Here is a 24,446-nt window from a genome sequence, read left to right as displayed (position 1 = left end):
GATAACGAAAAAGCCCGGCACAGGGCCGGGCTCGTTCAGACAGCGTCGCTGTTACAGCTTGGTCTCGACGTAGGCTTCGTCGCGGATCTGGCGCAGCCAGGCCTGCAGCTCTTCGTCGTACTTGCGGTTGCGCAGCAGGTTGGCGGCCTGTTGCTCACGGAACTGCTCGCTGGTGTCGGTAGCGCGACGGCCCAGCACCTGCAGCACGTGCCAGCCGTAGGGGCTCTTGAACGGCTTGGACAGTTCGCCGCTCGGGGTGTCGTTCATGACCTTGCGGAACTCCGGCACCAGCGCGTTCGGGTCGATCCAGTTGAGGTCGCCACCGTTGAGGGCGGAACCCGGATCTTCCGAGAAGTTCTTCGCCAGTTCGGCGAAGTCTTCGCCCGCAAGGATGCGCTGATAGAGACGCTCGACCAGGCGACGGGTCTCGGCTTCGCTGCGGATTTCGCTCGGCTTGATCAGGATGTGGCGCACATGCACTTCGTCACGTACCTGGGTGTCACCGCCACGCTTCTCGGTCAGCTTGAGGATGATGAAGCCGCCGGGCGTACGTACAGGCTCTGTCACTTCGCCCGGGTTGAGGGCGCTGACCATGCTATCGAACGGTGGCGGCAGCTGGCCGGCCTTGCGCCAGCCCATCTCGCCGCCTTCCAGGGCGTTCTCGCTGGCCGAGCGAGCCACGGCCAGCTGGGCGAAGTCCGCGCCCTGTTGCAGTTGCTGATACAGCTCCTGCGCCTGGCGGTCGGCAGCCTGGATCTCGCTGGACGATGCGCCTTCGGATACCGGAATGAGGATGTTGGCCAGGCGGAACTCTTCCGACAGCTGCATCTTGCCCAGGTCGGAGGCGAGGAAGTTCTGCACTTCCTGGTCGGTGACCTGGATGCGCTCGGCGACGCGCCGCTGGCGTACACGGCTGATGATCATCTCGCGGCGCACCTGGTCACGGGCGTCGTCGTAGGACAGACCGTCGCGCGCCAGTGCCTGGCGGAACTGCTCCAGGGACATGCCGTTGCGCTGGGCGATGGTGCCCATGGCCTGGTTCAGCTCCTCGTCGGTGATGCGAATGCCGGAGCGTTCGCCGATCTGCAGCTGAATGTTCTCGATGATCAGGCGCTCGAGCACCTGCTGGCTGAGCACGTGCTCGGGCGGCAGGGTGCCGCCACGCTTGTCGATGGTCTGCTGAACTTCGCGCAGACGCGCGTCGAGCTGGCTCTGCATGACCACGTCGTTGTCGACGATGGCCACGACGCGATCCAGAGGGCGAACCTGGGCCTGAGCCGTTGCCGCCAGCAGTGCTGCGCCCAACAGCAGGGGGCGCAGGCAATCAGAAAGCTTGGTCTTCACGTTCACGGTAACCTTGAATGCCTTGGTCGAGGAAAGATTCCACCTTGTTGCCTACGACACCGCCGAGGCCCTTGAGGACGATCTGCAGGAAGATGCCGCGGTCCGCCTCGTCGTTGCGCGAGGGGTCGAGGCTGACTTCGTCGTAGTCGATCCAGTAGCGGTTGATCAGGCGCAGCTTCCAGCAGCAACTGTCGTACTCGAAACCACCGAAGGCTTCGAGGGTACGGTTGCGGCCATAGTCGTACTGCCAGCGCGAGATCAGGCTCCACTGCGGAGCCAGCGGCCAGATGACGGAGAAGTCATGCTGGTCGATCTTGTAGTAGTCCTTGATGTAGTTCGGGTTCGGCGTGCCATCGTTAAGGGTCGGGTTGCCGTAGTCCGGGTTGGTGGTCCAGGTGCCGCTGTCACGGTCGTAGCGCACGGTGTCGTTACGATAGCGATAGCCGAAGTTGACCACCTTGTTCGGGTTGGCTTCCGGCTGGTAATGGAACATCGCGCTGCCCGAGCGGGTGGCGTGCTGGTCCGGGTCCCAGTTGAAGGTCGAGGCGAAGCGCCAGTCGCGGTTGAAGCGATACAGGTACTCCAGGGCGTACGGCGAGACGTCGGCGGTCGACTCGGCGCGGTCGCGGTAATTGATGCCGGCCAGCTGTACCTTGCGGTCTTCGAAATAGAAGGCCTGGCCGATACTGACACGCTGGCGCTCGAAACCGTTCGGCTCGATCCAGCGGCTGGTCAGGCCCAGCGACAGCTTGTTCTCGTCACCGATGCGGTCCTTGCCGCTGAAGCGGTTCTCGCGCCACAGCGAGGCGTAGCTGAAGGTCGGTTCGCTGGTGTCGAAGATCGGGATGTCGGTCTGGTCTTCTTCCGGTACGTAGAGGTAGAACGCACGCGGTTCGAGGGTCTGGCGGAAGTCCTTGCCGAACAGCTGGGTGTTGCGGTCGAAGTACAGGCCGCTGTCGACGCTGAACAGGCCGACACCGCGGTTGGGCGAGCGCTTGTAGTCCACGCCGAACCATTGGCGATTCGGATCGTCGAGAGCATTTGTCGCGCCAGCAATTTGCGATCTGCCCAGGCCGTCCAGGTTCACCTGATATTGCGTGTGCAGGTACTTGACCTGGGGCTTGATGAACCCCCCGCTCCAGTTCAGCGGCAGGCTGACACCTGGCTCCAGGTGCAGGCGCTCGCCGTCGGCACGGTTCAGGCCGGTCAGGCGCGCGTCGTACCAGAGGTCTTGCGGCCGCCCGGTCAAGCCGTCCTTGTCGACGAAGTAACCCGAGCGCAGGTTGCGGTCGAAACGCACATACTCGGCACCATAGGTGAAGTCGAGACCGCCCGGCTTGAACGGCAGCTTGCCGTCCAGGGTGATCTGCGGCAGCCGGTCGTACGGCGTCACGTCGGTGATGTTGGCCAACTCGTAGGCATGCAGGTTCAGGCGTGCACGGTAGCTGTCGCCGCGATAGGTCAGGGTGCCGCGCTGGTTGACGTAGGTCGCTGTCTCGATGCCCAGGTCAGTGTTCAGATCCTGGAAGTAGTACGGATCGCTGATGTCGGTGTAGTCGACCTCAGCCAGCAGGCGCGAATTCAGGCCCTGCTTGTGCTGCCAGCTGTACATCCAGCGCTGGTCTTCGTATTCGGACTGCAGCTTGCGCTCGTCTTCGCTGTCGTTCAGCCAAGCGCCTCCGACCTGACCCTCGCTGCTCTCCGTCAGGTAGCGGAACTCGCCTTCCATCAGCAGGCCGCGTTTGGCCATGTAGGTGGGGTACAGGGTGGCGTCGTAGTTCGGCGCGAGGTTGAAGTAGTAAGGCGTCTGCAGCGAAAAGCCACTGCCGCTAGAGCTGCCGAGGCTGGGCGGCAGGAAGCCGGACTGGCGACGGTCGTCGATCGGGAAGTAGATGTACGGCGTGTAGAACACCGGAATGTCCTTGACCCGCAGCGTCACGTTGGTCGCGGTACCGAAGCCGGTCGCCGGGTTCAGCGTGATGTTGTTGCCTTTCAGGTGCCAGGCATTGTCACCCGGCTCGCAGCGGGTGTAGGTGCCGTCCTTGAGGCGGATGATCGCGGTCTCTTCGCGCTTGGCGTAGAGCGCGCTGCCACGTACGTGCGCCTGATGCATGACGTACTCGGCGTTGTCGATCTTGGCTTCGCCGTTGTCGAGCTGCAGCTCGGCGCGGTCACCGACGACCAATGCACCCTTGTCGCGCAGGCGCACGTTGCCGACCAGTTCGCCACGGTTTTCCGTCTGGTGCAGGCTGGCCTCGTCGGCTTCGACCTGCAGGCCGGACTGGCGCAGCACCACGTCGCCAGCGAGGGTGGCGATCTGCTTTTCCTGCTCGAAACGCGAAGCCTTGGCCGAGACGTACATCGGCGCCTCGCTCAGCGGCGTGGTGTCATCCATGCCTGGGCGCAAGGGCTCGACGTAGGCACCTGCGCAGTACGGACCGGCTTCGGCCAGCTGCGCGGCGGTCAACTTGTCACGCGGGACCCAGTCCAGGTGGCTGTAGTCGGCACTGCGCGAGGCGAGTGCGCGGCCCCCGCTTTCGGTGACCAGCACCGGCGCGGCATCCTGCTTGGCGACGGCCTCAGCGGTCGTGCCAGCCGTGGTGCTGACCGCATTGCGGCTGTGCTGCGGGCGAGGTGGCAGGGCACTGGTGGCTGTCTTCGGCGCACAAGCCCAGCCGCCCGTGGGCGACACCTGGCAATCGTATTGCTCGGCGGCAAAGGACTGTAGGCTGAACACGGGCTGTAGGGCCAGAAAGCTGCCGGTAACCAGCAGTGGAAATTTCTTGCGGAACGCGGGGTGTTTTACTGCCATCTTGTTAGTCCGGGCTTCCTGCGCGCTATCGGCCCGGGGGCCGCACGCCTCTCGATGGGCTGAAAAAGATGCTGGATAATAAAGCATGACCCGCGCAACGGCTAGCGCCGTCGGAGACCCCTTGATGTCTGAACACGATGTACGTCTGCAACAACTGCACGCCTGGCTCGCCGGGCAACTGCCAAAGCTGTTCGCCGAGCGCGGCTGGGGAGCGGTACCGCCCGCCGAGCTGAGCCCCGCCAGCAGCGATGCCAGCTTCCGGCGTTACTTTCGCTGGCAGGCGGGCGAGCGCAGCCTGATCCTGATGGATGCGCCGCCCCCTCAGGAGAACTGCACGCCCTTCGTGCGTATCGCCGGATTGCTGGCCAGCGCCGGCGTCCATGTGCCGCAGGTACTGGCGGCCGATATCGAGCAGGGCTTCCTGATTCTCGATGATCTGGGGCGGCAGACCTATCTGGATGTGATCGACCCGGACAACGCCGATGCACTGTTCGACGATGCCATCGAGGCGCTGCTCCAGCAGCAGCGCCTGCCGCTCGACCAGGACCTGCCGCATTACGACGAGGCCTTGTTGCACCGGGAGTTGCAGCTGTTTCCCGAGTGGTACGTGCAGCGGCAGCTGGGGCGCGAGTTCACGGCCGAGCAGGAGGCCGCCTGGCAGCGCATCAGCCGCTGTCTGATCGACAGTGCCCTGGCGCAGCCCAAGGTGCTGGTGCACCGCGACTTCATGCCGCGCAACCTGATGCAGAGCAGTCCCAACCCCGGGGTGCTGGATTTTCAGGATGCGGTCTACGGTCCGGTGACCTACGACATCACCTGCCTGTTCAAGGATGCCTTCCTCAGTTGGCCCGAGGCGCGTGTGCAGGGCTGGCTGGAGGGCTACTGGGAGCGGGCGCGGGCGGCCGGCATCCCGGTGCAGGCGTCGCTGGAGGATTTCCTGCGTGCCAGTGACCTGATGGGGGTGCAGCGTCACCTCAAGGTCATCGGTATCTTCGCGCGCATCTGCCATCGCGACGGCAAACCCAAGTACCTCGCCGATGTGCCGCGCTTCTTCGCTTATATCCAGGCGGTGTTGGCACGCCGGCCGGAGCTGGCCGAACTGGGCGAGCTGTTCGCCAGCCTGGAGTCCGTGGAGGCCGTGGGCGCATGAAGGCGATGATTCTGGCCGCAGGCAAGGGCGAGCGACTGCGCCCGTTGACGCTGCACACGCCGAAGCCGCTGGTGCGTGCGGCCGGCGTGCCGTTGATCGAGTATCACCTGCGTGCGCTGGCGGCTGCCGGTTTCAGCGAGCTGGTGATCAACCACGCCTGGCTCGGCCAGCAGATCGAGGACCATCTCGGCGACGGCTCGCGCTTTGGCGTGATCATCCGCTATTCGCCGGAAGGCGAGCCGCTGGAGACCGGCGGCGGCATCTTCAAGGCCTTGCCGTTGCTGGGTGATGAGCCGTTCCTGGTGGTCAATGGCGATATCTTCACCGACTACGCCTTCGCCCAGTTGCGCAAGCCGCTGGCCGGGCTGGCTCATCTGGTGCTGGTGGACAATCCCGAACACCACCTGCAGGGCGACTTCCTCCTGGCTGACGGACAGGTCTCCGACGGCCAGGGGGCTGGCGAACGTCTCACCTACAGCGGGCTGGCGGTGCTCAGTCCGCAACTGTTCGAGGGCTGTGAACCGGGGGCGTTCAAGTTGGCACCGCTACTGCGCCAGGCGATGGCGCGAGGGCTGGTCAGTGGCGAGCGACATGCGGGGCGCTGGATCGATGTCGGTACGCATGAGCGTCTGGCCGATGTCGAGCGTGTGCTGCAGGAGTCGCCCTAGTGCTGTGGCCGGCCACTCTGCTTGGTGCGGCAGCGGGGCTTGCCCTCGCCAGCATCCCCGGCGCATTGCTGGGCGGCCTGCTTGGCCAGGTGCTGGACCGACGCCTGCGTCTGCACGGGTGGGACAACCTGCGTGAGCGCCTTGGCCGGGCTACGCCTGGCGACGACCAGCTGTTGTTCCTGATGCTCGGGCGCCTGGCCAAGAGTGACGGGCGGGTGGTGCAGAGCCACATCCAGCAGGCCCGTTCGGAAATGCAGCGTCTGGGCCTGGACGAGGCGGGCCAGCGCCGCGCCATCGAGTCCTTCGCGCGCGGCAAGACCGGGCGTGACAACCTGCGCACGCCGCTGCAGCGTCAGCGCGAGCGGGCCGATGCGCTGTTGCGGGCCTGCTGGCGCATGGCCTGGGTCGACGGGCGGGTGTCGCCCAGCGAGCACGAGCTGATCCTGCTGTGGGGCAAGTGGCTCGGCTGGGACAGTGCACGCCTGGAGCGCCTGGGCGAGGAATATGCGCCGCGCCGCAGCCAGCAGCCGGCCCCGGCGGGTGGCAGCTACCAGGAGGCGCTGCGCCTGCTCGGGGTCAGCGAGAGCAGCGAGCCCGATCAGATCAAGCGCGCCTATCGTCGTCTGCTCAGCCGCCATCACCCGGACAAGCTGGCCGGTTCCGGTGCCTCGCCCGAGCGGATTCGCGAAGCGACCGAGACCACGCGTCAGCTGCATCAGGCCTATGCGCTGATTCGTCAGCGCCGGGACCTGCGCTAGCCGCCGCTGGCGCGGATGTGCAGTTGCAGCCAGCCGCGCAGGCGGCGGTACAGCTGTTCGTCCTGCACGGCCAGGTTGCCCGGCAGGGCCTTCATCGCCACCTGTATATAGGTGGGCAGCTTGGCGCGCTTGCTGGCCTGCAGGCGTTTCAGGGCGGCGCTGCGTTCGCTGGCCTGGTCCTTGTAGTAGAAGTCGCCGGTGGCCACGGGCAGCTCCGGCACCAGTTCATCCAGTGGTGGTGCGAACCCGGCGGGTAGCTCGGCTGCCACCATCAGCAGGTTGTGCACGTTGGCCGGCTTGCGCTCGTTGAGATAGCGCGCTGCCCAGTACGCCCCGCTGCCATGACCGAGCAGCACGATCTCCTTGGCCTGGCGTTGTTCGGCGAAGGCGATCGCGGCATCGATTCGCGCCATGACGCGCTCGACATGCTTCTGCCGTCGTTGCTCCGGGCTGATCTCGGGGGCTGCCGCACCTTCCGCAGGCTCGACGCTGTCGGCAGTGGTCGGCTCGGTGCTCGGCGACGTTTCCGCGCCGTCTGCCGCCGGTGGGGGCGTTTCAGTGGCTTCATCGCGCAGGGGAACGGGGTCGCCATCCGGGTCCGGCAGGGTGAGGCTCAGGCTGTGCCAGCCCGCATCGGGGAACTTGCGCCGCAACGGGCCGACGGCGGCCGCGCCGTCGGCGTTTTCCACGTCACCGGGCACCAGAATCACGACGCCGCTGGGCTCGCCGACGTTGGCCGGGAGCCACAGCGCCAGGAAGCTTTCGTCGCCGGCCTGCAGCATCTGCTGCTCGCGCTTGTCCAGGCGTTGTTCCAGGGCCAGTGCTTCGCTGACGCTGCGCTCCGGCAGGGCCGGGCGCTCGTTGCCGGGGCCGGCGCCATCGGGATTTTCGCTTGCCGCTGCATCGCTGGTTTCCTGTGCCCAGGTCGCGGGGCTGCAAGACAGGCAGAGTCCGAGCAGAAAGAGAGAGAGGGGGCGCATCGTTCGAGCTCCTGATGATCTGCTACAGAGCCTAATGCCGGGCTCCGCTTTTGTCAGGCGACGGCTGCAAGACTGGAGTAAGGTAGGGGATCGCGTCATCGGATCGTCCCCTCGCATGAAGTCCGCTCTCTTCTCCCTCTGCCTGCTGCTGATGCTGTGTGCCTCGACCACCTGGGCAGATGCGACGCGCCTGCCGTTGCGGCCGGCCTACGATGTCGAACAGCGAGCCTGGCTGAAGGCGCATCCGGTGTTGCGGGTGGGGCTGATCCAGCAGGCACCCTGGGCCCAGCGCGTGCAGAACCGGCAACTGGTCGGCGCCAACATCGACCTGATGAAGCGCCTGCTCGAAGGCATGGGCGTCATGCCCGACTGGCACCTGTACCCGGATTTGCCCGCGCTGGAGCGGGCGGCTGCAGCAGGTGAGGTGGACCTCGCTCCCGGACTGCAGCAGACCCCGGCGGGGTTGCGCATCTGGCACTACTCGATGCCCTATCTGCGGGTGCCGCATCTGGTCGTCGGTGAACGCAGCGGCAGTGGCTCGGTGGACCTCGATCAGTTGCCGCTGGAGCAGATCGTGGCGGTGCGCGTGCCGAGCCAGGCAGCCGAATACCTGGAGCGTACCCATACCAACCTGCGCCTGAAGCCCACCAGCAGCGAACGCGCCGCGCTGCTGCAGGTGCTGAACCAGGAAGTCAGCTACGCGGTGCTCGACGAGGCCAGCCTGAGCCTGCAACTGCGCGAATCGCGCTTCACCAACCTGAGCATCGTCGGTGATATCGGGCTGCCGCAGCTGTTGCGCCTGGCCACGCGCCGCGACCAACCGCTGCTGTCGGACATCGTCGACCGCACCCTGCAGGCGCTCCCGGCTCGCGAACTGGAGGAGCTGCGTGACACCTGGCTGCCGCTGCGCTACCCGCAGTCCACGGACTTCGTCGGTTTCTGGAAGACCCTCACGCTGTTCCTCTTTCTGCTGCTGACCCTGGTGGCGACCGCGCTGTACCGGCAACGCCAGCAGACCCGCCTGCTGGAGCGCGGCCTGCTCGGCGCGCGGGCGCAGCTCGACTCGCATCAGCAGGCCGCCGAGGCGCTGCGCCTGAGCCAGTTCTCCATCGACAACAGCACGGTCGGCATCCTCTGGGTCAACTGGGACAGCCACTTGCGCTATGCCAACGGCGCGGCCGAACGCATGCTCGGCTATCGCCCCGGCGAGTTGGTGGACAGGCCGCTGAGCCAGGTGGAGCCGAGCCTCGACATGGATCGCTGGCTGCGCCTGTGGAAGCGCGTACGCGAGCAGGAAGACGGTTCGTCGAGTTTCGAGATCGACTGCCTGCGCGCCGATGGCAGCCGCATGCCGGCGGATGTGTCGTTGAGCTTTCTGCGCTATCGCCAGGCCGAGTACCTGGTGGTCTTCCTCAGCGACGTGACCGAGCGCCGCCGCGCGCGGGCTGCACTGGAGGAGAGCGAGGCGCGCTTCAAGGGCATCGCCGGCAACGTGCCGGGCCTGGTGTTCCGCCTGGAGCGCGCGGCCCCGGGGCAGGTGGTCAACTTCGCCTATATCAGCGAGGCCAGCCAGGAGATGGTCGGCTGGCCGGCCCGTGAACTGCAGCGTGAGGAGCGTGGCATCCGCAGCCTGGTGCATCCGCAGGACCTGGCCAGCTACCTGAACAGCCAGACGCTGGCGCTGGAAGGCGAGAGCGACTGGTATTGGCAGGGGCGCATCCTGACCCGCGACGACGAGGTGCTCTGGGCCGACATTCGCACCACCGCGCGGCCTTTGGGCGGCGGGCGCATGGTCTGGGACGGGATTCTCTGGGACATCACCGAGAACAAGCTGGCGGAGCTGGCCCTGGCCGATTCGCGGGCGCGCCTGCGTGAGCTGTCGGCGCATCTGGAGAGCGTGCGCGAAGAGGAAAAGGCGCGCATCGCCCGCGAGGTGCATGACGAGCTGGGCCAGGTGCTGACCGTGCTCAAGCTGGAAACGGCGATGTGCGAGCTGGCCTGTGCCGGGCAGATACCGGCGCTGGACGAGCGCCTGGCCAGCATGAAGCGCCTGATCGCACAGCTGTTCCAGCTGGTACGCGACGTGGCCACGGCGTTGCGTCCGCCGATTCTCGATGCCGGTATCGCCTCGGCCATCGAATGGCAGGTACGTCGTTTCGAGGAGCGGACGCAGATCCCCTGCCTGGTCGAGGTGCCGGAGCATCTCATGCAACTGCCGGATGCCCAGGCCATCGGCCTGTTCCGCATCCTGCAGGAGGCCCTGACCAACGTGATGCGCCATGCCGGCGCGCACAGCGTCGAGGTGCACCTGTGGCAGGAGGGCGACACCTTGTGCCTGTCGGTGGCGGACGATGGCAAGGGCTTCGATCCGGCGCAGCGCAAGCCGGGACAGTCCTTCGGCCTGGTCGGCATGCAGGAGCGCATGCTCATGCTCGGCGGGCAGTTGCAGATTGACAGCAGGCCCGGCGAGGGCACTACCCTTTATGCGCGCATAACTTTGGATGAGGAGGTCACGGCGTGATCCGGGTACTCGTGGCCGAAGACCACACCATCGTACGGGAAGGCATCAAGCAACTGATCGGCATGGCCCGCGACCTCGAGGTGGCGGGGGAGGCGAGCAACGGTGAGCAGCTGCTCGACGTGCTGCGACGCACGCCCTGCGATGTGGTCCTGCTGGATATCTCCATGCCTGGCGTCAACGGCCTGGAGGCCATTCCGCGGATTCGCGCGCTCAGCGCGTCCCCGGCCATCCTGGTGCTGTCGATGCATGACGAGGCGCAGATGGCCGCCCGCGCCCTCAAGGCCGGCGCCGCCGGCTATGCCACCAAGGACAGTGACCCGGCACTGCTGATCACCGCCATCCGCAAGGTCGCTTCGGGCGGGCGCTACATCGACCCGGCGCTGGCCGACCGCATGGTCTTCGAGGTCGGCCTGACCGATTCGCGCCCGCCCCATGCGCAACTGTCCGAACGCGAGTTCTCGGTGTTCGAGCGCCTGGTGCGTGGCGAGGGCGTCAACGACATCGCCCTGCACCTGGCGGTGAGCAACAAGACCGTGAGCACGCACAAGGCGCGCCTGATGCAGAAGCTGGGCGCGCATTCGGTGGCCGACCTGGTGCGCTACGCCATGGAACACCGCCTGGTCTGAGCGCTCAGCCGCGCCGGAGCAGGGTGGATGGCGCTCTTTTCATCCACCGTTTCGAGATCGACGCGCTCGCATCGGTGGACATGATAAGTGCTGTCCACCCTACCCGTGGATCAGCTGTTGGCGCGCAGTGCTGATCGCGGATAGATCGCGTCTGCAGGCGCGGCCTGCGCCTTCGATAGCCGAGACTATCACTCGGAATTTGTAGGGCGATCCCTACACGAGATTCTCTCCGCGCCTGATATCAGCTTGTCATCCCGCCCGATTTTTCGCCCTTTCTCGCCGCCCTACTCTGTGGTCATCGGCCTGAGACAAGAACAAGGGTGTGGTGTGATGGCAAACGATGTACTGGTGAGCTTCCGCGGCGTGCAGAAGAGCTACGACGGCGAAACGCTGATCGTCAAAGACCTCAACCTGGATATCCGCAAGGGCGAGTTTCTGACCCTGCTCGGCCCGTCCGGTTCCGGCAAGACCACCAGCCTGATGATGCTGGCCGGTTTCGAAACGCCGACCGCCGGCGAGATCCTCCTCGATGGCCGCTCGCTGAACAAACTGCCGCCACACAAGCGCGACATCGGCATGGTATTCCAGAACTACGCGCTGTTCCCGCACATGACCGTGGCGGAGAACCTGGCCTTCCCGCTGAGCGTGCGCGGCATGTCGCGCACCGACATCAGCGAGCGGGTCAAGCGGGCACTGTCGATGGTGCAGCTCGACAGCTTCCGCAACCGTTATCCGGGGCAGCTTTCCGGTGGCCAGCAGCAGCGTGTGGCACTGGCCCGCGCGCTGGTGTTCGAGCCGCAGCTGGTGCTGATGGACGAACCGCTCGGGGCGCTGGACAAGCAGCTGCGCGAGCACATGCAGATGGAGATCAAGCACCTGCACCAGCGCCTGGGCGTGACCGTGGTCTACGTGACCCACGACCAGGGTGAAGCGCTGACCATGTCCGACCGCGTGGCGGTGTTCCACCAGGGCGAGATCCAGCAGATCGCCGCGCCGCGCGAACTCTATGAAACCCCGCAGAACACCTTCGTCGCCCAGTTCATCGGTGAGAACAACCGCCTCGCCGGGCAACTGGTCAGCCGCGACGGCGAGCAGTGCGTGGTGCGCCTGGCGCGCGGCGAGCAGGTGAAGGCCACGGCGGTGAACGTCGGTGCCGTCGGCGAGCCGGTGAGCCTGTCGATCCGCCCGGAGCGCATCCGCCTCAACGGCCACAGCGAAGCCTGCCCGAACCGGTTCTCCGGGCGCATCGCCGAGTTCATCTACCTGGGCGACCACGTGCGCATCCGCATGGAGGTCTGCGGCCAATCCGATTTCTACGTCAAGCAACCCGTGGCCGAGCTCGATCCGGGCCTGGAGGTTGGTGACCTGGTTCCGCTCGGCTGGTCTGTCGAGCATGTCCGCGCGCTCGACCCACTCCTGGCGGAGTGAGCGTTGCGCGCAGTGCTTCACCTTACCCCGTAACACAGAGGAGCTGATAAGAATGACGAAATCCCTGAAGCTCGCGGCATTGGCCCTGGGCGTGAGCTGTGCCATGCCGGCGCTGGCGGTGGATCTGACCGCGGTGTCCTTCGGCGGCGCGAACAAGGCGGCGCAGGTCAAGGCCTTCTACGAACCCTTCGAGAAGGACACCGGCAACAAGGTACTGGGCGGCGAATACAACGGTGAGATGGCCAAGGTCAAGGCCATGGTCGACACCCGCAGCGTGAGCTGGGACCTGGTCGAGGTGGAGTCCCCGGAACTGGCACGCGGCTGTGACGAAGGCCTGTTCGAGGAGCTCGATCCGGCGCAGTTCGGCAGCGCTGACAATTTCATCGACGGCGCCATCCAGCCCTGCGGCGTGGGCTTCTTCGTCTGGTCGACGGTGCTGGCCTACAACGCCGACAAGCTGAGCAGCGCACCGACCAGCTGGGCCGATTTCTGGGACGTGCAGAAATTCCCGGGCAAGCGCGGCCTGCGCAAGGGCGCCAAGTACACCCTGGAATTCGCCCTGATGGCCGATGGCGTGCCGGTCAAGGACGTGTACAAGGTGCTGGCCACCAAGGATGGCCAGGATCGCGCGTTCAAGAAGCTCGATGAGCTCAAGCCGAACATCCAGTGGTGGGAAGCCGGTGCCCAGCCGCCGCAGTACCTCGCCTCCGGCGACGTGGTGATGAGCTCCGCGTACAACGGCCGCATCGCTGCCGTGCAGGCCGAGAGCAACCTGCAGGTGGTGTGGAACGGCGGTATCTACGACTTCGACTCCTGGGCGATTCCGCGTGGCGCGAAGAACGCCGAAGTGGCCAGGCAGTTCATTGCCTACGCGGTCAAACCCGAAGCGCAGAAGACCTACTCGGAAAACATCGCCTACGGCCCGGCCAACAAGCAGGCCATCGAGCTGCTGGCGCCGGAGCGTCTGAACCTGATGCCGACCACGCCGGAAAACATCGCCAACCAGGTGGCCATCGACGTGACCTTCTGGGCTGACTACGGCGAGCAGCTGGAGCAGCGTTTCAACGCCTGGGCCGCGCGTTAAGTCGCCTATCCGGCCCCGCCCACTGGCGGGGCCGTCTGAATTCTCTTCCTGCTTGCGGAGTTGTCCATGGCCGCCGTACTGCCTGCCACCGATATGCCAGGGCCCAGCCTGAAACAGCGTCTGGCCCGTGCCGAGCGTTTCAATCGCCTGAAGTCGAAGGCGCTGATCCTGCCGCTGTTGCTGTTTCTCCTGCTGACCTTCCTGTTGCCCATCGGCGCCCTGCTGCTGCGCAGTGTCGACAACCCGGAAGTGGTCGGCAGCCTGCCGCGTACCGTCGAGGCGCTCGCCACCTGGGATGGCCGTGGCCTGCCCGCCGAGCCGGCCTATCGGGCGATTGCCGAGGACCTTGCCGAGGCCCGTCGCAATCAGCAGCTGGGTGACCTGTCCAAGCGCCTGAACATGGAGCTGGCAGGCTTCCGCAGCCTGGTCAGCAGTACCGCACGCAAGCTGCCGCTACGTGAGGAGCCGGCCTCCTATCAGACGGCCTTCCTCGACCTGGACGAGCGTTGGGGTGACCCCGCCTACTGGCAGGTGATCCGCCGCAACGCGTCTTCGTCCACCCCCTACTACCTGCTGGCCGCGCTCGATCACCGCATCGACGACCTCGGTGAGCTGGCCAAGGCCACGCCGGACCAGGCCATCTACCTGGACATCTTCGCCCGTACCTTCTGGATGAGCCTGGTGATCACCGCCATCTGCCTGGTGCTGGCGTACCCGCTGGCGTACCTGCTGGCCAACCTGCCGACCCGTTCCGGCAACCTGCTGATGATCCTGGTGCTGTTGCCGTTCTGGACCTCGATCCTGGTGCGGGTCGCGGCCTGGATCGTGCTGCTGCAGTCGGGCGGCCTGATCAACAGTGCGCTGATCTCGCTGGGCATCATCGAGCAGCCGCTGCAACTGGTGTTCAACCGCAGCGGCGTGTACGTGGCGATGGTGCACATCATGCTGCCGTTCATGATCCTGCCGATCTACAGCGTGATGAAGGGCATCTCGCCCAGCTACATGCGCGCGGCGGTGTCGCTCGGCTGCCACCCGTTCGCCAGTTTCTGGCGGGTGTACTTCCCGCAGACCCTGGCCGGTGTCGGTGCAGGCTGCCTGCTGGTGTTCATCCTGTCGATCGGCTACTACATCACCCCGGCGCTGCTGGGCAGCCCGAACGACCAGATGATCAGCTACTTCGTCGCCTTCTACACCAACACCACCATCAACTGGGGCATGGCCACGGCCCTCGGCGGCCTGCTGCTGGCGGCGACCCTGGTGCTCTACGTGGTGTACAGCTGGCTGGTCGGCGCAAGCAAGCTGCGGCTTGGCTGAAAGCGGCCTGCGTAGCAGGCCATCCGATGACCCTCGCCCATTCATGGGCGAGGGTGCCCGAAGGACGGGAGAGGGTGCTTGTGTCGGCAGCGCTGCTCTACGTCTCTGATGTTCACCAGACCTTCTCCCGCCAGCGGGAGAGGGGAGCTAAACGCTAAATGGAGTCACAGCCATGCTCAGCCCCTACATGTCACCCGTCGAGCGCCTCTGGTACTACGGCCTGCGCATTCTCTGCGGCCTGGTGCTGCTGTTCCTGATCCTGCCGGTGCTGGTGATCGTGCCGCTGTCGTTCAACTCCGGCACCTTCCTCGTCTACCCGCTGCAGGGCTTCTCGCTGCGCTGGTACGAGGACTTCTTCATGTCCGCCGACTGGATGCGTTCGCTGAAGAACAGCCTGATCATCGCCCCGGCGGCGACGATGCTGGCGATGGGCTTCGGCACCCTGGCGGCCATCGGCCTGACCCGTGGCGAGTTTCGTGGCAAGGCGCTGGTCATGAGCCTGCTGATTTCCCCGATGATCGTCCCGGTGGTGATCATCGGCGTGGCCAGCTACCTGTTCTTCGCGCCCCTGGGCCTGGGTAACAGCTACCTGTCGCTGATCCTGGTGCATGCGGTGCTCGGCGTGCCCTTCGTCATCATCACCGTGTCGGCGACCCTGCAGGGTTTCAACCACAACCTGGTGCGCGCCGCGGCCAGCCTCGGTGCCTCGCCGATCACCACCTTCCGCCGCGTGACGCTGCCGCTGATCGCGCCTGGCGTCATCTCCGGTGCGCTGTTCGCCTTCGCCACCTCGTTCGATGAAGTGGTGGTGACGCTGTTCCTCGCCGGCCCCGAGCAGGCGACCCTGCCCCGGCAGATGTTCAGCGGCATCCGCGAGAACCTGTCGCCGACCATCGCGGCCGCTGCCACCTTGCTGATCGGCTTTTCCGTGCTGCTCCTGCTGACCCTGGAGTGGCTGCGCGGCCGCAGCGAGCGCCTGCGTACCCAGCAAGTGGAGTGAGTTCACCCGTGCGGCGCAAGGGGCCGCATACCTGAGTCATCATTAGCGAATGCGTGCCGGCATGGCCCGTGAGGCTGCGCCGGCCGTTCACAGGGAGAATCAAGGATGCTGTGGAAACGTAATTGGCCCTGGGCGCTCGCCCTGTGCTGCGTGGCTTCGATCGATGTGGCCCAGGCCGCATCGCAGTTGCGGGTCGTTTCATTCGGTGGCTCGGTGCGCGATGCCCAGCGCGAAGCCTTCTATCGCCCGTTCCGCGAAGCCTCCGATGTCGTGGTGGTGAGCGGCTCCTACAACGGCGACTTCGGCAAGCTGCGCAAGATGCAGGCGATGCAGCACGTCAGCTGGGACGTGATCGAGGTCGAGGCGCCCGAGCTGGTGCGGGGTTGCGAGGAAGGGCTGTTCCAGCCGATCGATGCCAGTGCGCTGGGCGATACCTCCAGCTATCTGCCGGGGGCGATACGGCCCTGCGGCGTGGGCATCTTCGTCTGGTCCATGGCGCTGGCCTACGACAGCAAACGCTTCGGCCAGGCACCGACCGGCTGGGCCGATTTCTGGGACGTGCAGAAATTCCCGGGCAAGCGCGGCCTGCGCAAGGGGGCCAAGTACAACCTCGAATTCGCCCTGCTGGCCGATGGCGTGCCGGCGCAGCAGATCTATGCGCGCCTGGCCAGCGAGGCCGGTGTGCGCCAGGCCTTCGCCAAGCTCGATCAGATCAAGGCCGATATCCACTGGTGGGAAGCCGGGGAGGAGCCGGTGCGGCGCCTGCGCGATGGCTCCGTGGCGATGAGTGCGGCCTACAGCGGACGTATCGCCACGGCGCAGGATCAGGGCGACCCGCTGCAGCTGATCTGGGCCGGCAGCGTCTATGACTTCGATTACTGGGCGATTCCCAAGGGCAGCTTCAACACGCCGCAGGCGCAGGCGTTCATCCGCTTCGCCAGCCAGGCCGACGCCCAGCGTGCCTTCTCCGAGCAGATTCCCTACGGGCCGATCCGCCAGGACGCCCAGGCCGGGCTCGACGCGCAGCGCCTGGCCAGGCTGCCGACCGCGCCGCAGAACCTCGAGCAGGCACTGCCGATGGGGGTGGAATTCTGGATCGAACATGGTGCCGACCTGGAGGCTCGCTTCGAGCAGTGGGCGTCACGCTGAGGCAGGCGGCGGCAGGCAGCGATAGAATTCGTGCTTTAAGCCAGCCGAGGATGCCTGATGGATTTCGATGCCCCGGGGTTTCGCGAACTGCTCGATGCCCTGCATGACGGTGTCTACATCACCGATGCCGACGGCATTACCCTCAAGGTCAACAGCGCCTACGAACGCCTGACCGGACTGCGCAGCGAGGACGTGGTCGGCCAGCACATGCAGGCGCTGGTGGAGCAGGGGGTGATCTCGCAATCGGTTTCCCTGCGCGTGCTCAAGGAGGGCAAGGCGCTGTCGCTGATGCAGAGCGTCAGCCAGGGCAAGCGCCTGCTGGTCAGCGGTACGCCGATCTTCGCCGAGGACGGGCGTGTACGTTATGTGGTCAGCACCGTGCGTGACATGACCGAACTGCTGCGCATGAAGCACGAGCGCGACGAGCTGCAGCAACTGCGCAAGCTGCGCAGCAGCACCGCCAGGCTGCATGCCGGCCAGCGCGATGACCTGCTCGACACCTCGCCCGTGGCCAACCTGCCGGCCTCGGGCAGGGTCTTCGCCCTGGCCCGCCAGGTCGCCGCCAGCGATGTGAAGGTGCTGCTGCAGGGCGAAACCGGTGTGGGCAAGACGCTCATCGCGCAGTACATCCACAAGAGCAGCCCGCGGGCTGCACAGCCCTTTCTGGCGCTCAACTGTGGCGCGCTCCCAGAGAACCTGATCGAGGCCGAACTGTTCGGCTATGTCGCCGGGGCCTTCACCGGTGCCGGCAGCAAGGGCAAGCGCGGCCTGCTGGAGCTGGCGCACCAGGGCACGGTGTTCCTCGACGAAATCGGCGACCTGCCGCTGGCGCTGCAGGTGAAGCTGCTCAAGGTGATCGAGGAGAGCCGCTTCATTCCGGTCGGCGGGCTGGAACTCAAGGAGGTGGACGTGCGCATCGTCACCGCCACGCACCACGACCTGCGCGCGATGGTCAGCGAAGGGCGTTTTCGCGCCGACCTCTATTACCGCCTCAACGTGGTGCCGATTCATGTGCCGGCGCTGCGTGAGCGGCGCGAGGAGATCCAGCCGCTGCTGGATTTCTACCTGGCCGAGTTCAACCAGCGCTACGGCCGCGAGCTGAGCTGGGGGCTGGAGGCCCTCGATGCGCTCACCGACTACGACTGGCCCGGCAACATTCGCGAGCTGATCAACCTGGTCGAACGCCTGGTGGTCACCTGCAGCGCCGGGAGCGTGGAGCTGTTCGACCTGCCCGAGGAGATGCGTGCCGCCCGTGGCGCGCGTGACGATGAGCACCTGCTGCCGCTGCGCAAGCAGGTCGAGCAGCTGGAGCGCCGCCTGATCCGCCAGGCGCTGGTGCAGCACAAGACCACGCGAGAGGCTGCCAGGGTGCTGGGCCTGAGCCAGGCGACGCTGGTGCAGAAGATGAAGCGCTGGGAACAGGGCTGATTGAAAAATGGATCGTAAGGCGGCTTTTTGATTGGTTTTCCGATCAATGCTGCCTTGAAAAACACTGTGGCAAATCGACGCAAGCCCTCTGCGGCGGTGCTTTGCGCGAAGTGGCACAGGAATCGCTATTGCAGCGCCCGACCCCGTTTCGCAAAACAACGCATAAAGGGCCTGCTGATGAGTATTGCTGCATTCAAGATCGCCAATAAGCTGCTGACCGGCCAGGGCGCCGTCGAACAGCTGGCGAGCGAACTGCCCCGCCTGAAGATCAGCAACCCGCTGATCGTCACCGACACCATCCTGATCAAGTCCGGTACGGTCGAGCATGTCCTCGGGCAACTGGGGGAAATGGCCTATGGCATCTTCGATGGTGTCGAACCGGAGCCGGAGATCGCCATCGTCGAGGCCTGTGCCAAGGCCTATCGCGAGGGTGGTCACGACGGCCTGATCGGCGTGGGCGGTGGCAGCGCCATCGATATCGCCAAGGCCGTGGCCGGCTATGTGGGCCATGACGGCGCGCTGGAAGAGCTGTTCGGCGTCGACCAGGTCAAGCGCAAGGGCCCGCCGCTGATCGCCATCCCGACCACCGCCGGCACCGGCTCGGAAGTGACCAATGTGTCGATCCTGTCCGACAAGCAGGCGCAACTGAAGAAGGGCATCGTCAGCGACTACCTGCTGCCCGACGTGGCGCTGGTCAGCCCGGTGATGACCCTGACCTGTCCGCGCGGCGTCACTGCGGCCAGCGGTGTCGACGCACTGGTGCATGCGGTGGAGTCGTACCTGTCGGTCAATGCCTCGCCGATCACCGACGCGCTGGCCATCGGCGCCATCAAGCTGATCGCCAGGGCCCTGCCCAAGGCCTACGCCAACCCCGCCGACCTGGCCGCGCGCGAGGACATGGCCACCGCCAGCCTGATGGCCGGCATGGCTTTCGGCAATGCGGGGGTCGGTGCGGTGCACGCCCTGGCCTATCCGCTGGGCGGGCGTTTCAACATCGCCCACGGGGTCAGCAATGCCTTGCTGCTGCCTTACGTGATGGCCTGGAACAAGCTGGCCTGCGTCGAACGCATGGCGGAAATCGCCACCGCTCTGGGCGTGCAGACCCACGGCCTGAGCGACAAGGCGGCCGCCGATCTGGCGGTCGAGGCCATGGCCGAGCTGTGCGCCAGCGTCGACATTCCCAAGGGCATGCGCAGCTTCGGTGTGCCCGAAGACGCCATCCCGGCCATGGCCGAAGAGGCCAGCCGGATCGACCGCCTGATGCGCAACAACCCGCGTCGCCTGACTGCCGGCGACATCGAGCAGATCTACCGCGCCGCCTACTGAGCGCTGCGCGACAACCGCTGAAAGGCCCCAGCCTGCTGGGGCCGGCTGACTACAACTCTAATAAGGCTGGGTGACTCACATGTCCGAACTGCATCAATCCGAACTGGGCGCGGAAGCTCCTTACTGGCCGCTGGGGCCATTCAAGGTGCGTCTGCCGTTCATTCATTACCGCTTCGAAGCCTCCGACTACATGCAGGGCCTGCTCATGTGTGCGGTGGACCTGGCGGCGATCCCGCTGATGACCGAATTCCTCGGCATGCCGTTCGAGGTCGCGCTGGCGGTGGTCATGCTCAATGGCTTGCTCTATCTCGTGCACCACCTGCTCGGTGATCCGGTGGTGCCAGGCTGGATCACCCCGGCGATTCCCCTGCTGATGGCCTATTGCAGCCAGTTTCCGGAGGGGCCGGAGCGGGTTCACGCGTTGATCGCCTTCCAGTTGATGCTCGGGGTGTTCTCCATCGGCCTGGGGATGACGGGCATGGCGCGCAAGGTGGTGTCGCTGGTGCCCTCGGCGCTCAAGGCCGGCATCATCATGGGCGCCGGCCTGAGTGCGGTGGTCACGGTGTTCAAGGAAGGCGGCCGCTTCGACAGCTTCCCCTGGACCATCTCCATCGCGGTGGGCATCGCCTTCTACCTGGTGTTCTCCATGCACTTCCAGGAGCTGAAGAAGCGCAGCCGCTTCTGGTGGAACTTCGCCAAGCTGGGCATCTTCCCGATCATCCTGCTGGCGGTGTTCGTTGCGCCGATCTTCGGCGAGGCACCGTGGCCGAAGATCGAGTGGGGCATCAGCCAGCCGGACTTCGCCACCCTGTGGCGCGAATACACCGTGTTCGGTCTCGGCATGCCGCCGCTGATGATGTTCGCCACTGCCATCCCCACCGTGCTGGCCGCCTACCTGGTGGTGTTCGGCGACGTGCTGGGGGCCAGGGCGATCCTCTCCGAGGCCGACCATGTGCGCCGTGACGAGAAGGTCGATTTCAACCCCGACCGCTCGCACCTGATCTTCGGCGGGCGCAACGCCTTCATGAGCATCTTCGGCCCGGACGTGGCCATGTGCGGCCCGCAGTGGTCGGCGATGCAGGTGGTGATCACCGAGCGCTTCAAGGGCGGCGCCAAGGCGATGAAATCCATCTACGGTGGCGTCGGCTGGTTCCGCTGGGGCACCAACACCGGCTTGCTGCTGCTGCCGGTGGTGACCCTGTTGCAGCCGATTCTCGGTGTGGCGCTGGCGCTGACCCTGCTGATCCAGGGCTACGTCAGCGTACGCCTGGGCATCATGGAAGCCCGCAGCCAGCGTGACCTGGGGATCGCCGGGGTGATCGGCGCGGTGCTGGCGATCAAGGGCGCCGGCTGGGCCTTCGCCATCGGCGTCGGCCTCTGCGCGCTGATCTATGGCGCGCGGATGTTCCGTGGCGAAAACGACCAGACCTTCACCAAGGATCTGCCACCGGCCGAGTGATTCCTTCCTAACCGACCTGCCGGAGGCCGTGCGCCTCCGGCTGCAGGAGCCATGCATGAAACTGATCGATGCTGATTTGCTGCGTCACCAGGCCTACGTCGATGGCCAGTGGTGCGATGCCGACGAGGGCGCGACCACGGAAATCTTCAATCCCGCCAGCGGCGCGTCGCTGGGCCGTGTGCCCAACATGGGCGCGGGCGAGACCCGTCGCGCCATCGACGCGGCGCAGGTCGCGCAGGTGGCCTGGCGCGCACTGACCGCCAAGGAGCGCGCGGCGCGTTTGCGCGCCTGGTACGAGCTGATGCTGGCCAACCAGGAAGACCTGGCGCAGATCATGACCGCCGAGCAGGGCAAGCCGCTGAGCGAGGCGCGGGGCGAGGTGCTGTATGCCGCGTCCTTCATCGAATGGTTCGCCGAGGAGGCCAAGCGTGTCTATGGCGACACCATCCCTGGCCATCAGCCGGACAAGCGCCTGATCGTGACCAAGGAGCCGGTCGGCGTGGCGGCGGCGATCACCCCCTGGAATTTCCCGGCGGCGATGATCACCCGCAAGGCCGGGCCGGCACTGGCCGCCGGTTGCGCCATGGTGCTCAAGCCGGCGCCGCAGACTCCCTTCAGTGCCCTGGCCCTGGCGGTGCTGGCCGAGCGCGCGGGTATCCCGGCGGGCCTGTTCAGCGTGCTGCCGGCCGATGCCGAGCGCTCCCGTGAGGTCGGTGGCGAGCTGTGCGCCAATCCGGTCGTGCGCAAGCTTTCGTTCACCGGCTCGACCGGCGTCGGCATCAAGCTGATGGAGCAATGCGCGCCGACGTTGAAGAAGCTGTCGCTGGAGCTGGGGGGCAACGCGCCGTTCATCGTCTTCGACGATGCCGACCTGGATGCGGCGGTCGAGGGGGCCATGGTCGCCAAGTACCGCAATGCCGGGCAGACCTGCGTCTGTGCCAACCGCATCTACGTGCAGGACGCCGTGTACGACGCCTTCGCCGAGAAGCTCGCGGCGGCGGTGGCCAGGCTCAAGGTCGGACAGGGCGTCGAGGCGGGGGTGACCACCGGGCCGCTGATCGATGGCAACGCCGTGGCCAAGGTGCAGAGCCACCTGGCGGATGCGCTGGAGAAGGGCGCCAGGGTGGTGCAGGGCGGCAAGGCGCTGGGTGGCAACTTCTTCGAGCCGACCGTGCTGGTCGACGTGACGCCGCAGATGCGCGTGGCCCGCGAGGAAACCTTCGGTCCGCTGGCGCCGCTGTTCCGCTTCAGCGACGAAGCCGAGGTGGTGCGCCAGGCCAACGACACCGAGTTCGGCCTGGCCGGCTACTTCTATACCCGCGATCTGGGCCGCGCTTTCCGCGTGGGCGAGGCGCTGGAGTACGGCATGGTCGGCATCAACACCGGGCTGATCTCCAACGAGGTGGCGCCGTTCGGTGGCATGAAGGCCTCCGGGCTTGGCCGCGAAGGCTCCAGGTACGGGCTGGATGAGTACCTGGAAATCAAATACCTCTGCCTCGGCGGTATCTGAGTCGCGGCGCGCAGGTGGGAGGGGCTTCGGCCGCGGCGGCTACCGGCCCGAACGTCCAGCGCTCGCCGCTGAAGCGCCTCCCGGCGTGCAGTGCTTGTGACTATCTGGCAGCGCCGTCCTCGGGCAGCGCTGCCAGATGAGGCTCGAGCCGCTACAATGCCCGCCACCGTGATCAAGCACTCAGAGGTGCGCCATGCAACCCTTCGCCATCGCCCCGTCGATCCTGTCCGCCGACTTCGCCCGCCTGGGCGAGGAAGTGGATAACGTGCTCGCCGCCGGGGCGGACATCGTCCACTTCGATGTCATGGACAATCACTACGTACCCAACCTGACCATCGGCCCGATGGTCTGCTCGGCGCTGCGCAAGTACGGCATCACCGCGCCGATCGACGCCCACCTGATGGTCAAGCCGGTGGATCGCATCATCGGTGACTTCATCGAGGCCGGCGCCTCGTACATCACCTTCCACCCGGAAGCCAGCGAGCACATCGACCGCTCGCTGCAACTGATCAAGGCCGGTGGCGCCAAGGCCGGCCTGGTGTTCAACCCGGCCACGCCGCTGGACGTGCTCAAGTACGTGATGGACAAGGTCGACATGATCCTGCTGATGAGCGTCAACCCGGGCTTCGGCGGGCAGAAGTTCATCCCCGGCACCCTCGACAAGCTGCGCGAGGCGCGCGCGCTGATCGACGCCAGCGGTCGTGAGATCCGTCTGGAGATCGACGGCGGCGTCAACGTGCAGAACATTCGCGAAATCGCCGAGGCGGGCGCCGATACCTTCGTTGCCGGCTCGGCGATCTTCAACCAGCCGGACTACAAGGCCGTGATCGATGCCATGCGTGCCGAGCTGGCCCAGGTGCGTGGATGAAACCGCTGCGCGAGCTGTGCGGCGGCGAGCTGCCGCGGCTGGTGATGTTCGACCTGGACGGCACGCTGATCGACTCGGTGCCGGACCTGGCCGCTGCCGTCGACCGCATGCTGGTCGAGCAGGGGCGTGCCCCGGCGGGTATCGAGAAGGTTCGTGACTGGGTCGGCAACGGTGCCCGGGTGCTGGTGCGACGCGCCCTGGCCGATGGCCTGGAGCATGCGGCGGTGACAGAGGCCGCGACGGAAGAGGCGCTGGCGCGCTTTCTCGAGATCTACGCCGATTGCCATGAGCTGACGGCGCTCTATCCCGGCGTGCACGAGCTGCTCGAGGCCCTGAGCACGGCTGCCGTGGAACTGGCGGTGGTGACCAACAAGCCGGAGCGCTTCGTTGCACCGCTGCTGGAACAGGTCGGTCTGGGGGGGTACTTCCGCTGGATCATCGGCGGTGACACCCTGCCGCAGCAGAAGCCCGACCCGGCCGCGCTGCTGCAGGTGATGCACCTGGCGGGTGTCGACGCCGGGCAGTCGTTGTTCGTCGGGGATTCGCGCAGCGACGTGCTGGCCGCGCGTGCTGCCAGCGTGCCGTGCGTGGCGGTGAGCTACGGCTACAACCACGGGCGCCCCATCGACGAGGAACGGCCGAGCCTGGTCGTGGATAGCCTCGCCGAACTGCTGTAGGGGGGCGCCGCATCGATCCACTGCGGTGAGCTTGCCGGTGGGCGAGGGGGCCTGGCGGGTGATGCGGCTGTCCGGCTTGCGCAGGCGCGGATTCATCGCTGATTCCGTGGAGAGGTCCGCTCCTGCAACGCTATCGCCTTACCCGGCTTGCAGCCTGTAGTGTGTAGCTGCTACCTTGGCCGCTCTCCTTATTCCCCCGCCTGTCGAGATCGCACCGTGGTGGTTAGCTGCAAACTCTGGATGAAAGTCATCAAGGCTCTGGCCCGCTGGCGCTGGCGCGCCTGATTTTTTCCTGCCGCTGCGCGCGGCCCGTTTGCACCCGACCGTTTTCCCCGAGCCATGAG

19 protein-coding genes and 1 pseudogene are annotated in these 24,446 nt (G+C 66.1%); 17 read left to right on the top strand and 3 right to left on the bottom strand.

What is annotated here, in order from left to right:
* Positions 1-51: 51 nt before the first annotated feature.
* The gene (locus EWH21_RS21790) at positions 52-1,344 is read right to left on the bottom strand and encodes a peptidylprolyl isomerase (protein WP_277699305.1); all 1,293 of its coding nucleotides are present in this window, start codon (positions 1,342-1,344) and stop codon (positions 52-54) included.
* Positions 1,325-4,156 (bottom strand): LPS-assembly protein LptD, encoded by a 2,832-nt coding sequence (locus tag EWH21_RS21785; protein ID WP_277699304.1) that lies wholly within the window; start codon positions 4,154-4,156, stop codon positions 1,325-1,327. Before EWH21_RS21785 ends, EWH21_RS21790 begins: the two co-directional genes overlap by 20 nt.
* Positions 4,157-4,280: 124 nt before the next feature.
* Between EWH21_RS21785 and EWH21_RS21780 the strand changes: the two genes are divergently transcribed.
* The 3 genes from EWH21_RS21780 to EWH21_RS21770 are packed head-to-tail and all read left to right on the top strand — an operon-like array spanning position 4,281 to position 6,732.
* Positions 4,281-5,306, top strand: a complete 1,026-nt coding sequence (locus EWH21_RS21780; RefSeq protein ID WP_277699303.1) for a phosphotransferase — start codon at positions 4,281-4,283, stop codon at positions 5,304-5,306.
* Entirely contained in the window at positions 5,303-5,974 is a 672-nt protein-coding gene (murU, locus tag EWH21_RS21775; protein ID WP_277699302.1) for an N-acetylmuramate alpha-1-phosphate uridylyltransferase MurU, read from the top strand. The genes EWH21_RS21780 and murU overlap by 4 nt, the downstream gene beginning before the upstream one ends.
* Positions 5,974-6,732: a DnaJ domain-containing protein gene (locus tag EWH21_RS21770; protein WP_277699301.1), complete on the top strand. Its 759-nt coding sequence runs from the start codon at positions 5,974-5,976 to the stop codon at positions 6,730-6,732. The genes murU and EWH21_RS21770 overlap by 1 nt, the downstream gene beginning before the upstream one ends.
* Here the strand turns inward: EWH21_RS21770 and EWH21_RS21765 are convergent.
* Positions 6,729-7,712, bottom strand: coding sequence for an alpha/beta hydrolase family protein (locus EWH21_RS21765; protein WP_277699300.1), 984 nt, complete (start codon positions 7,710-7,712; stop codon positions 6,729-6,731). The two genes, EWH21_RS21770 and EWH21_RS21765, sit on opposite strands and share 4 nt — an antisense overlap.
* A gap of 115 nt (positions 7,713-7,827) precedes the next feature.
* On the opposite strand from EWH21_RS21765, the gene EWH21_RS21760 reads away from it, so the two are divergent.
* From EWH21_RS21760 to EWH21_RS21695, 14 genes and pseudogenes are all read left to right on the top strand, one after another.
* Positions 7,828-10,233, top strand: coding sequence for a sensor histidine kinase (locus EWH21_RS21760; RefSeq protein ID WP_277699299.1), 2,406 nt, complete (start codon positions 7,828-7,830; stop codon positions 10,231-10,233).
* The gene (locus EWH21_RS21755; RefSeq protein ID WP_037054999.1) at positions 10,230-10,859 is read left to right on the top strand and encodes a response regulator transcription factor; all 630 of its coding nucleotides are present in this window, start codon (positions 10,230-10,232) and stop codon (positions 10,857-10,859) included. Before EWH21_RS21760 ends, EWH21_RS21755 begins: the two co-directional genes overlap by 4 nt.
* 330 nt (positions 10,860-11,189) lie before the next feature.
* Entirely contained in the window at positions 11,190-12,287 is a 1,098-nt protein-coding gene (locus EWH21_RS21750) for an ABC transporter ATP-binding protein (protein ID WP_277699298.1), read from the top strand.
* A 52-nt stretch (positions 12,288-12,339) separates the two neighbouring features.
* Positions 12,340-13,371 (top strand): ABC transporter substrate-binding protein, encoded by a 1,032-nt coding sequence (locus tag EWH21_RS21745; RefSeq protein WP_277699297.1) that lies wholly within the window; start codon positions 12,340-12,342, stop codon positions 13,369-13,371.
* Positions 13,372-13,437: 66 nt separating this feature from the next.
* Positions 13,438-14,685, top strand: a complete 1,248-nt coding sequence (locus EWH21_RS21740) for an ABC transporter permease (RefSeq protein ID WP_277699296.1) — start codon at positions 13,438-13,440, stop codon at positions 14,683-14,685.
* Positions 14,686-14,857: 172 nt separating this feature from the next.
* The gene (locus tag EWH21_RS21735) at positions 14,858-15,685 is read left to right on the top strand and encodes an ABC transporter permease (RefSeq protein WP_037054990.1); all 828 of its coding nucleotides are present in this window, start codon (positions 14,858-14,860) and stop codon (positions 15,683-15,685) included.
* A 105-nt stretch (positions 15,686-15,790) separates the two neighbouring features.
* Complete coding sequence (locus tag EWH21_RS21730; RefSeq protein ID WP_080757045.1) at positions 15,791-16,834, top strand: ABC transporter substrate-binding protein; 1,044 nt, start codon at positions 15,791-15,793, stop codon at positions 16,832-16,834.
* Between the two features lie 57 nt (positions 16,835-16,891).
* Positions 16,892-18,262 carry a sigma 54-interacting transcriptional regulator gene (locus EWH21_RS21725; RefSeq protein ID WP_210389795.1) on the top strand — a complete coding sequence of 457 codons (1,371 nt, stop codon included), beginning with the start codon at positions 16,892-16,894 and terminating at the stop codon, positions 18,260-18,262.
* A 177-nt stretch (positions 18,263-18,439) separates the two neighbouring features.
* Positions 18,440-19,588 carry an iron-containing alcohol dehydrogenase gene (locus EWH21_RS21720; protein WP_047589104.1) on the top strand — a complete coding sequence of 383 codons (1,149 nt, stop codon included), beginning with the start codon at positions 18,440-18,442 and terminating at the stop codon, positions 19,586-19,588.
* Positions 19,589-19,667: 79 nt separating this feature from the next.
* Positions 19,668-21,047 (top strand): hypothetical protein, encoded by a 1,380-nt coding sequence (locus EWH21_RS21715; RefSeq protein ID WP_277699295.1) that lies wholly within the window; start codon positions 19,668-19,670, stop codon positions 21,045-21,047.
* 55 nt (positions 21,048-21,102) lie between these two features.
* Entirely contained in the window at positions 21,103-22,557 is a 1,455-nt protein-coding gene (gene gabD / locus EWH21_RS21710) for an NADP-dependent succinate-semialdehyde dehydrogenase (RefSeq protein WP_277699294.1), read from the top strand.
* A 193-nt stretch (positions 22,558-22,750) separates the two neighbouring features.
* The gene (gene rpe, locus EWH21_RS21705) at positions 22,751-23,425 is read left to right on the top strand and encodes a ribulose-phosphate 3-epimerase (RefSeq protein ID WP_013717380.1); all 675 of its coding nucleotides are present in this window, start codon (positions 22,751-22,753) and stop codon (positions 23,423-23,425) included.
* Positions 23,422-24,102, top strand: coding sequence for a phosphoglycolate phosphatase (locus tag EWH21_RS21700; protein WP_277699293.1), 681 nt, complete (start codon positions 23,422-23,424; stop codon positions 24,100-24,102). The genes rpe and EWH21_RS21700 overlap by 4 nt, the downstream gene beginning before the upstream one ends.
* A 192-nt stretch (positions 24,103-24,294) precedes the next feature.
* Positions 24,295-24,387, top strand: a pseudogene (locus tag EWH21_RS21695) (phosphoglycolate phosphatase); the annotation flags it as partial.
* Between the last annotated feature and the right edge of the window lie 59 nt (positions 24,388-24,446).

The sequence above is a fragment of the Pseudomonas sp. REST10 genome (assembly GCF_029542605.1).
Lineage (GTDB): Bacteria > Pseudomonadota > Gammaproteobacteria > Pseudomonadales > Pseudomonadaceae > Aquipseudomonas > Aquipseudomonas khazarica.
This window is presented reverse-complemented; position numbering and strand designations above follow the sequence as displayed.

Excerpts from the sequence above, each read along its gene's own strand:
- EWH21_RS21785 (WP_277699304.1), bottom strand. The coding sequence starts at position 4,156 with ATGGCAGTAAAACACCCCGCGTTCCGCAAGAAATTTCCACTGCTGGTT.
- EWH21_RS21780 (WP_277699303.1), top strand. The coding sequence starts at position 4,281 with ATGTCTGAACACGATGTACGTCTGCAACAACTGCACGCCTGGCTCGCC.
- murU (WP_277699302.1), top strand. The coding sequence starts at position 5,303 with ATGAAGGCGATGATTCTGGCCGCAGGCAAGGGCGAGCGACTGCGCCCG.
- EWH21_RS21765 (WP_277699300.1), bottom strand. The coding sequence starts at position 7,712 with ATGCGCCCCCTCTCTCTCTTTCTGCTCGGACTCTGCCTGTCTTGCAGC.
- EWH21_RS21760 (WP_277699299.1), top strand. The coding sequence starts at position 7,828 with ATGAAGTCCGCTCTCTTCTCCCTCTGCCTGCTGCTGATGCTGTGTGCC.
- EWH21_RS21750 (WP_277699298.1), top strand. The coding sequence starts at position 11,190 with ATGGCAAACGATGTACTGGTGAGCTTCCGCGGCGTGCAGAAGAGCTAC.
- EWH21_RS21745 (WP_277699297.1), top strand. The coding sequence starts at position 12,340 with ATGACGAAATCCCTGAAGCTCGCGGCATTGGCCCTGGGCGTGAGCTGT.
- EWH21_RS21740 (WP_277699296.1), top strand. The coding sequence starts at position 13,438 with ATGGCCGCCGTACTGCCTGCCACCGATATGCCAGGGCCCAGCCTGAAA.
- EWH21_RS21735 (WP_037054990.1), top strand. The coding sequence starts at position 14,858 with ATGCTCAGCCCCTACATGTCACCCGTCGAGCGCCTCTGGTACTACGGC.
- EWH21_RS21730 (WP_080757045.1), top strand. The coding sequence starts at position 15,791 with ATGCTGTGGAAACGTAATTGGCCCTGGGCGCTCGCCCTGTGCTGCGTG.
- EWH21_RS21725 (WP_210389795.1), top strand. The coding sequence starts at position 16,892 with ATGGATTTCGATGCCCCGGGGTTTCGCGAACTGCTCGATGCCCTGCAT.
- EWH21_RS21720 (WP_047589104.1), top strand. The coding sequence starts at position 18,440 with ATGAGTATTGCTGCATTCAAGATCGCCAATAAGCTGCTGACCGGCCAG.
- EWH21_RS21715 (WP_277699295.1), top strand. The coding sequence starts at position 19,668 with ATGTCCGAACTGCATCAATCCGAACTGGGCGCGGAAGCTCCTTACTGG.
- gabD (WP_277699294.1), top strand. The coding sequence starts at position 21,103 with ATGAAACTGATCGATGCTGATTTGCTGCGTCACCAGGCCTACGTCGAT.
- rpe (WP_013717380.1), top strand. The coding sequence starts at position 22,751 with ATGCAACCCTTCGCCATCGCCCCGTCGATCCTGTCCGCCGACTTCGCC.
- EWH21_RS21700 (WP_277699293.1), top strand. The coding sequence starts at position 23,422 with ATGAAACCGCTGCGCGAGCTGTGCGGCGGCGAGCTGCCGCGGCTGGTG.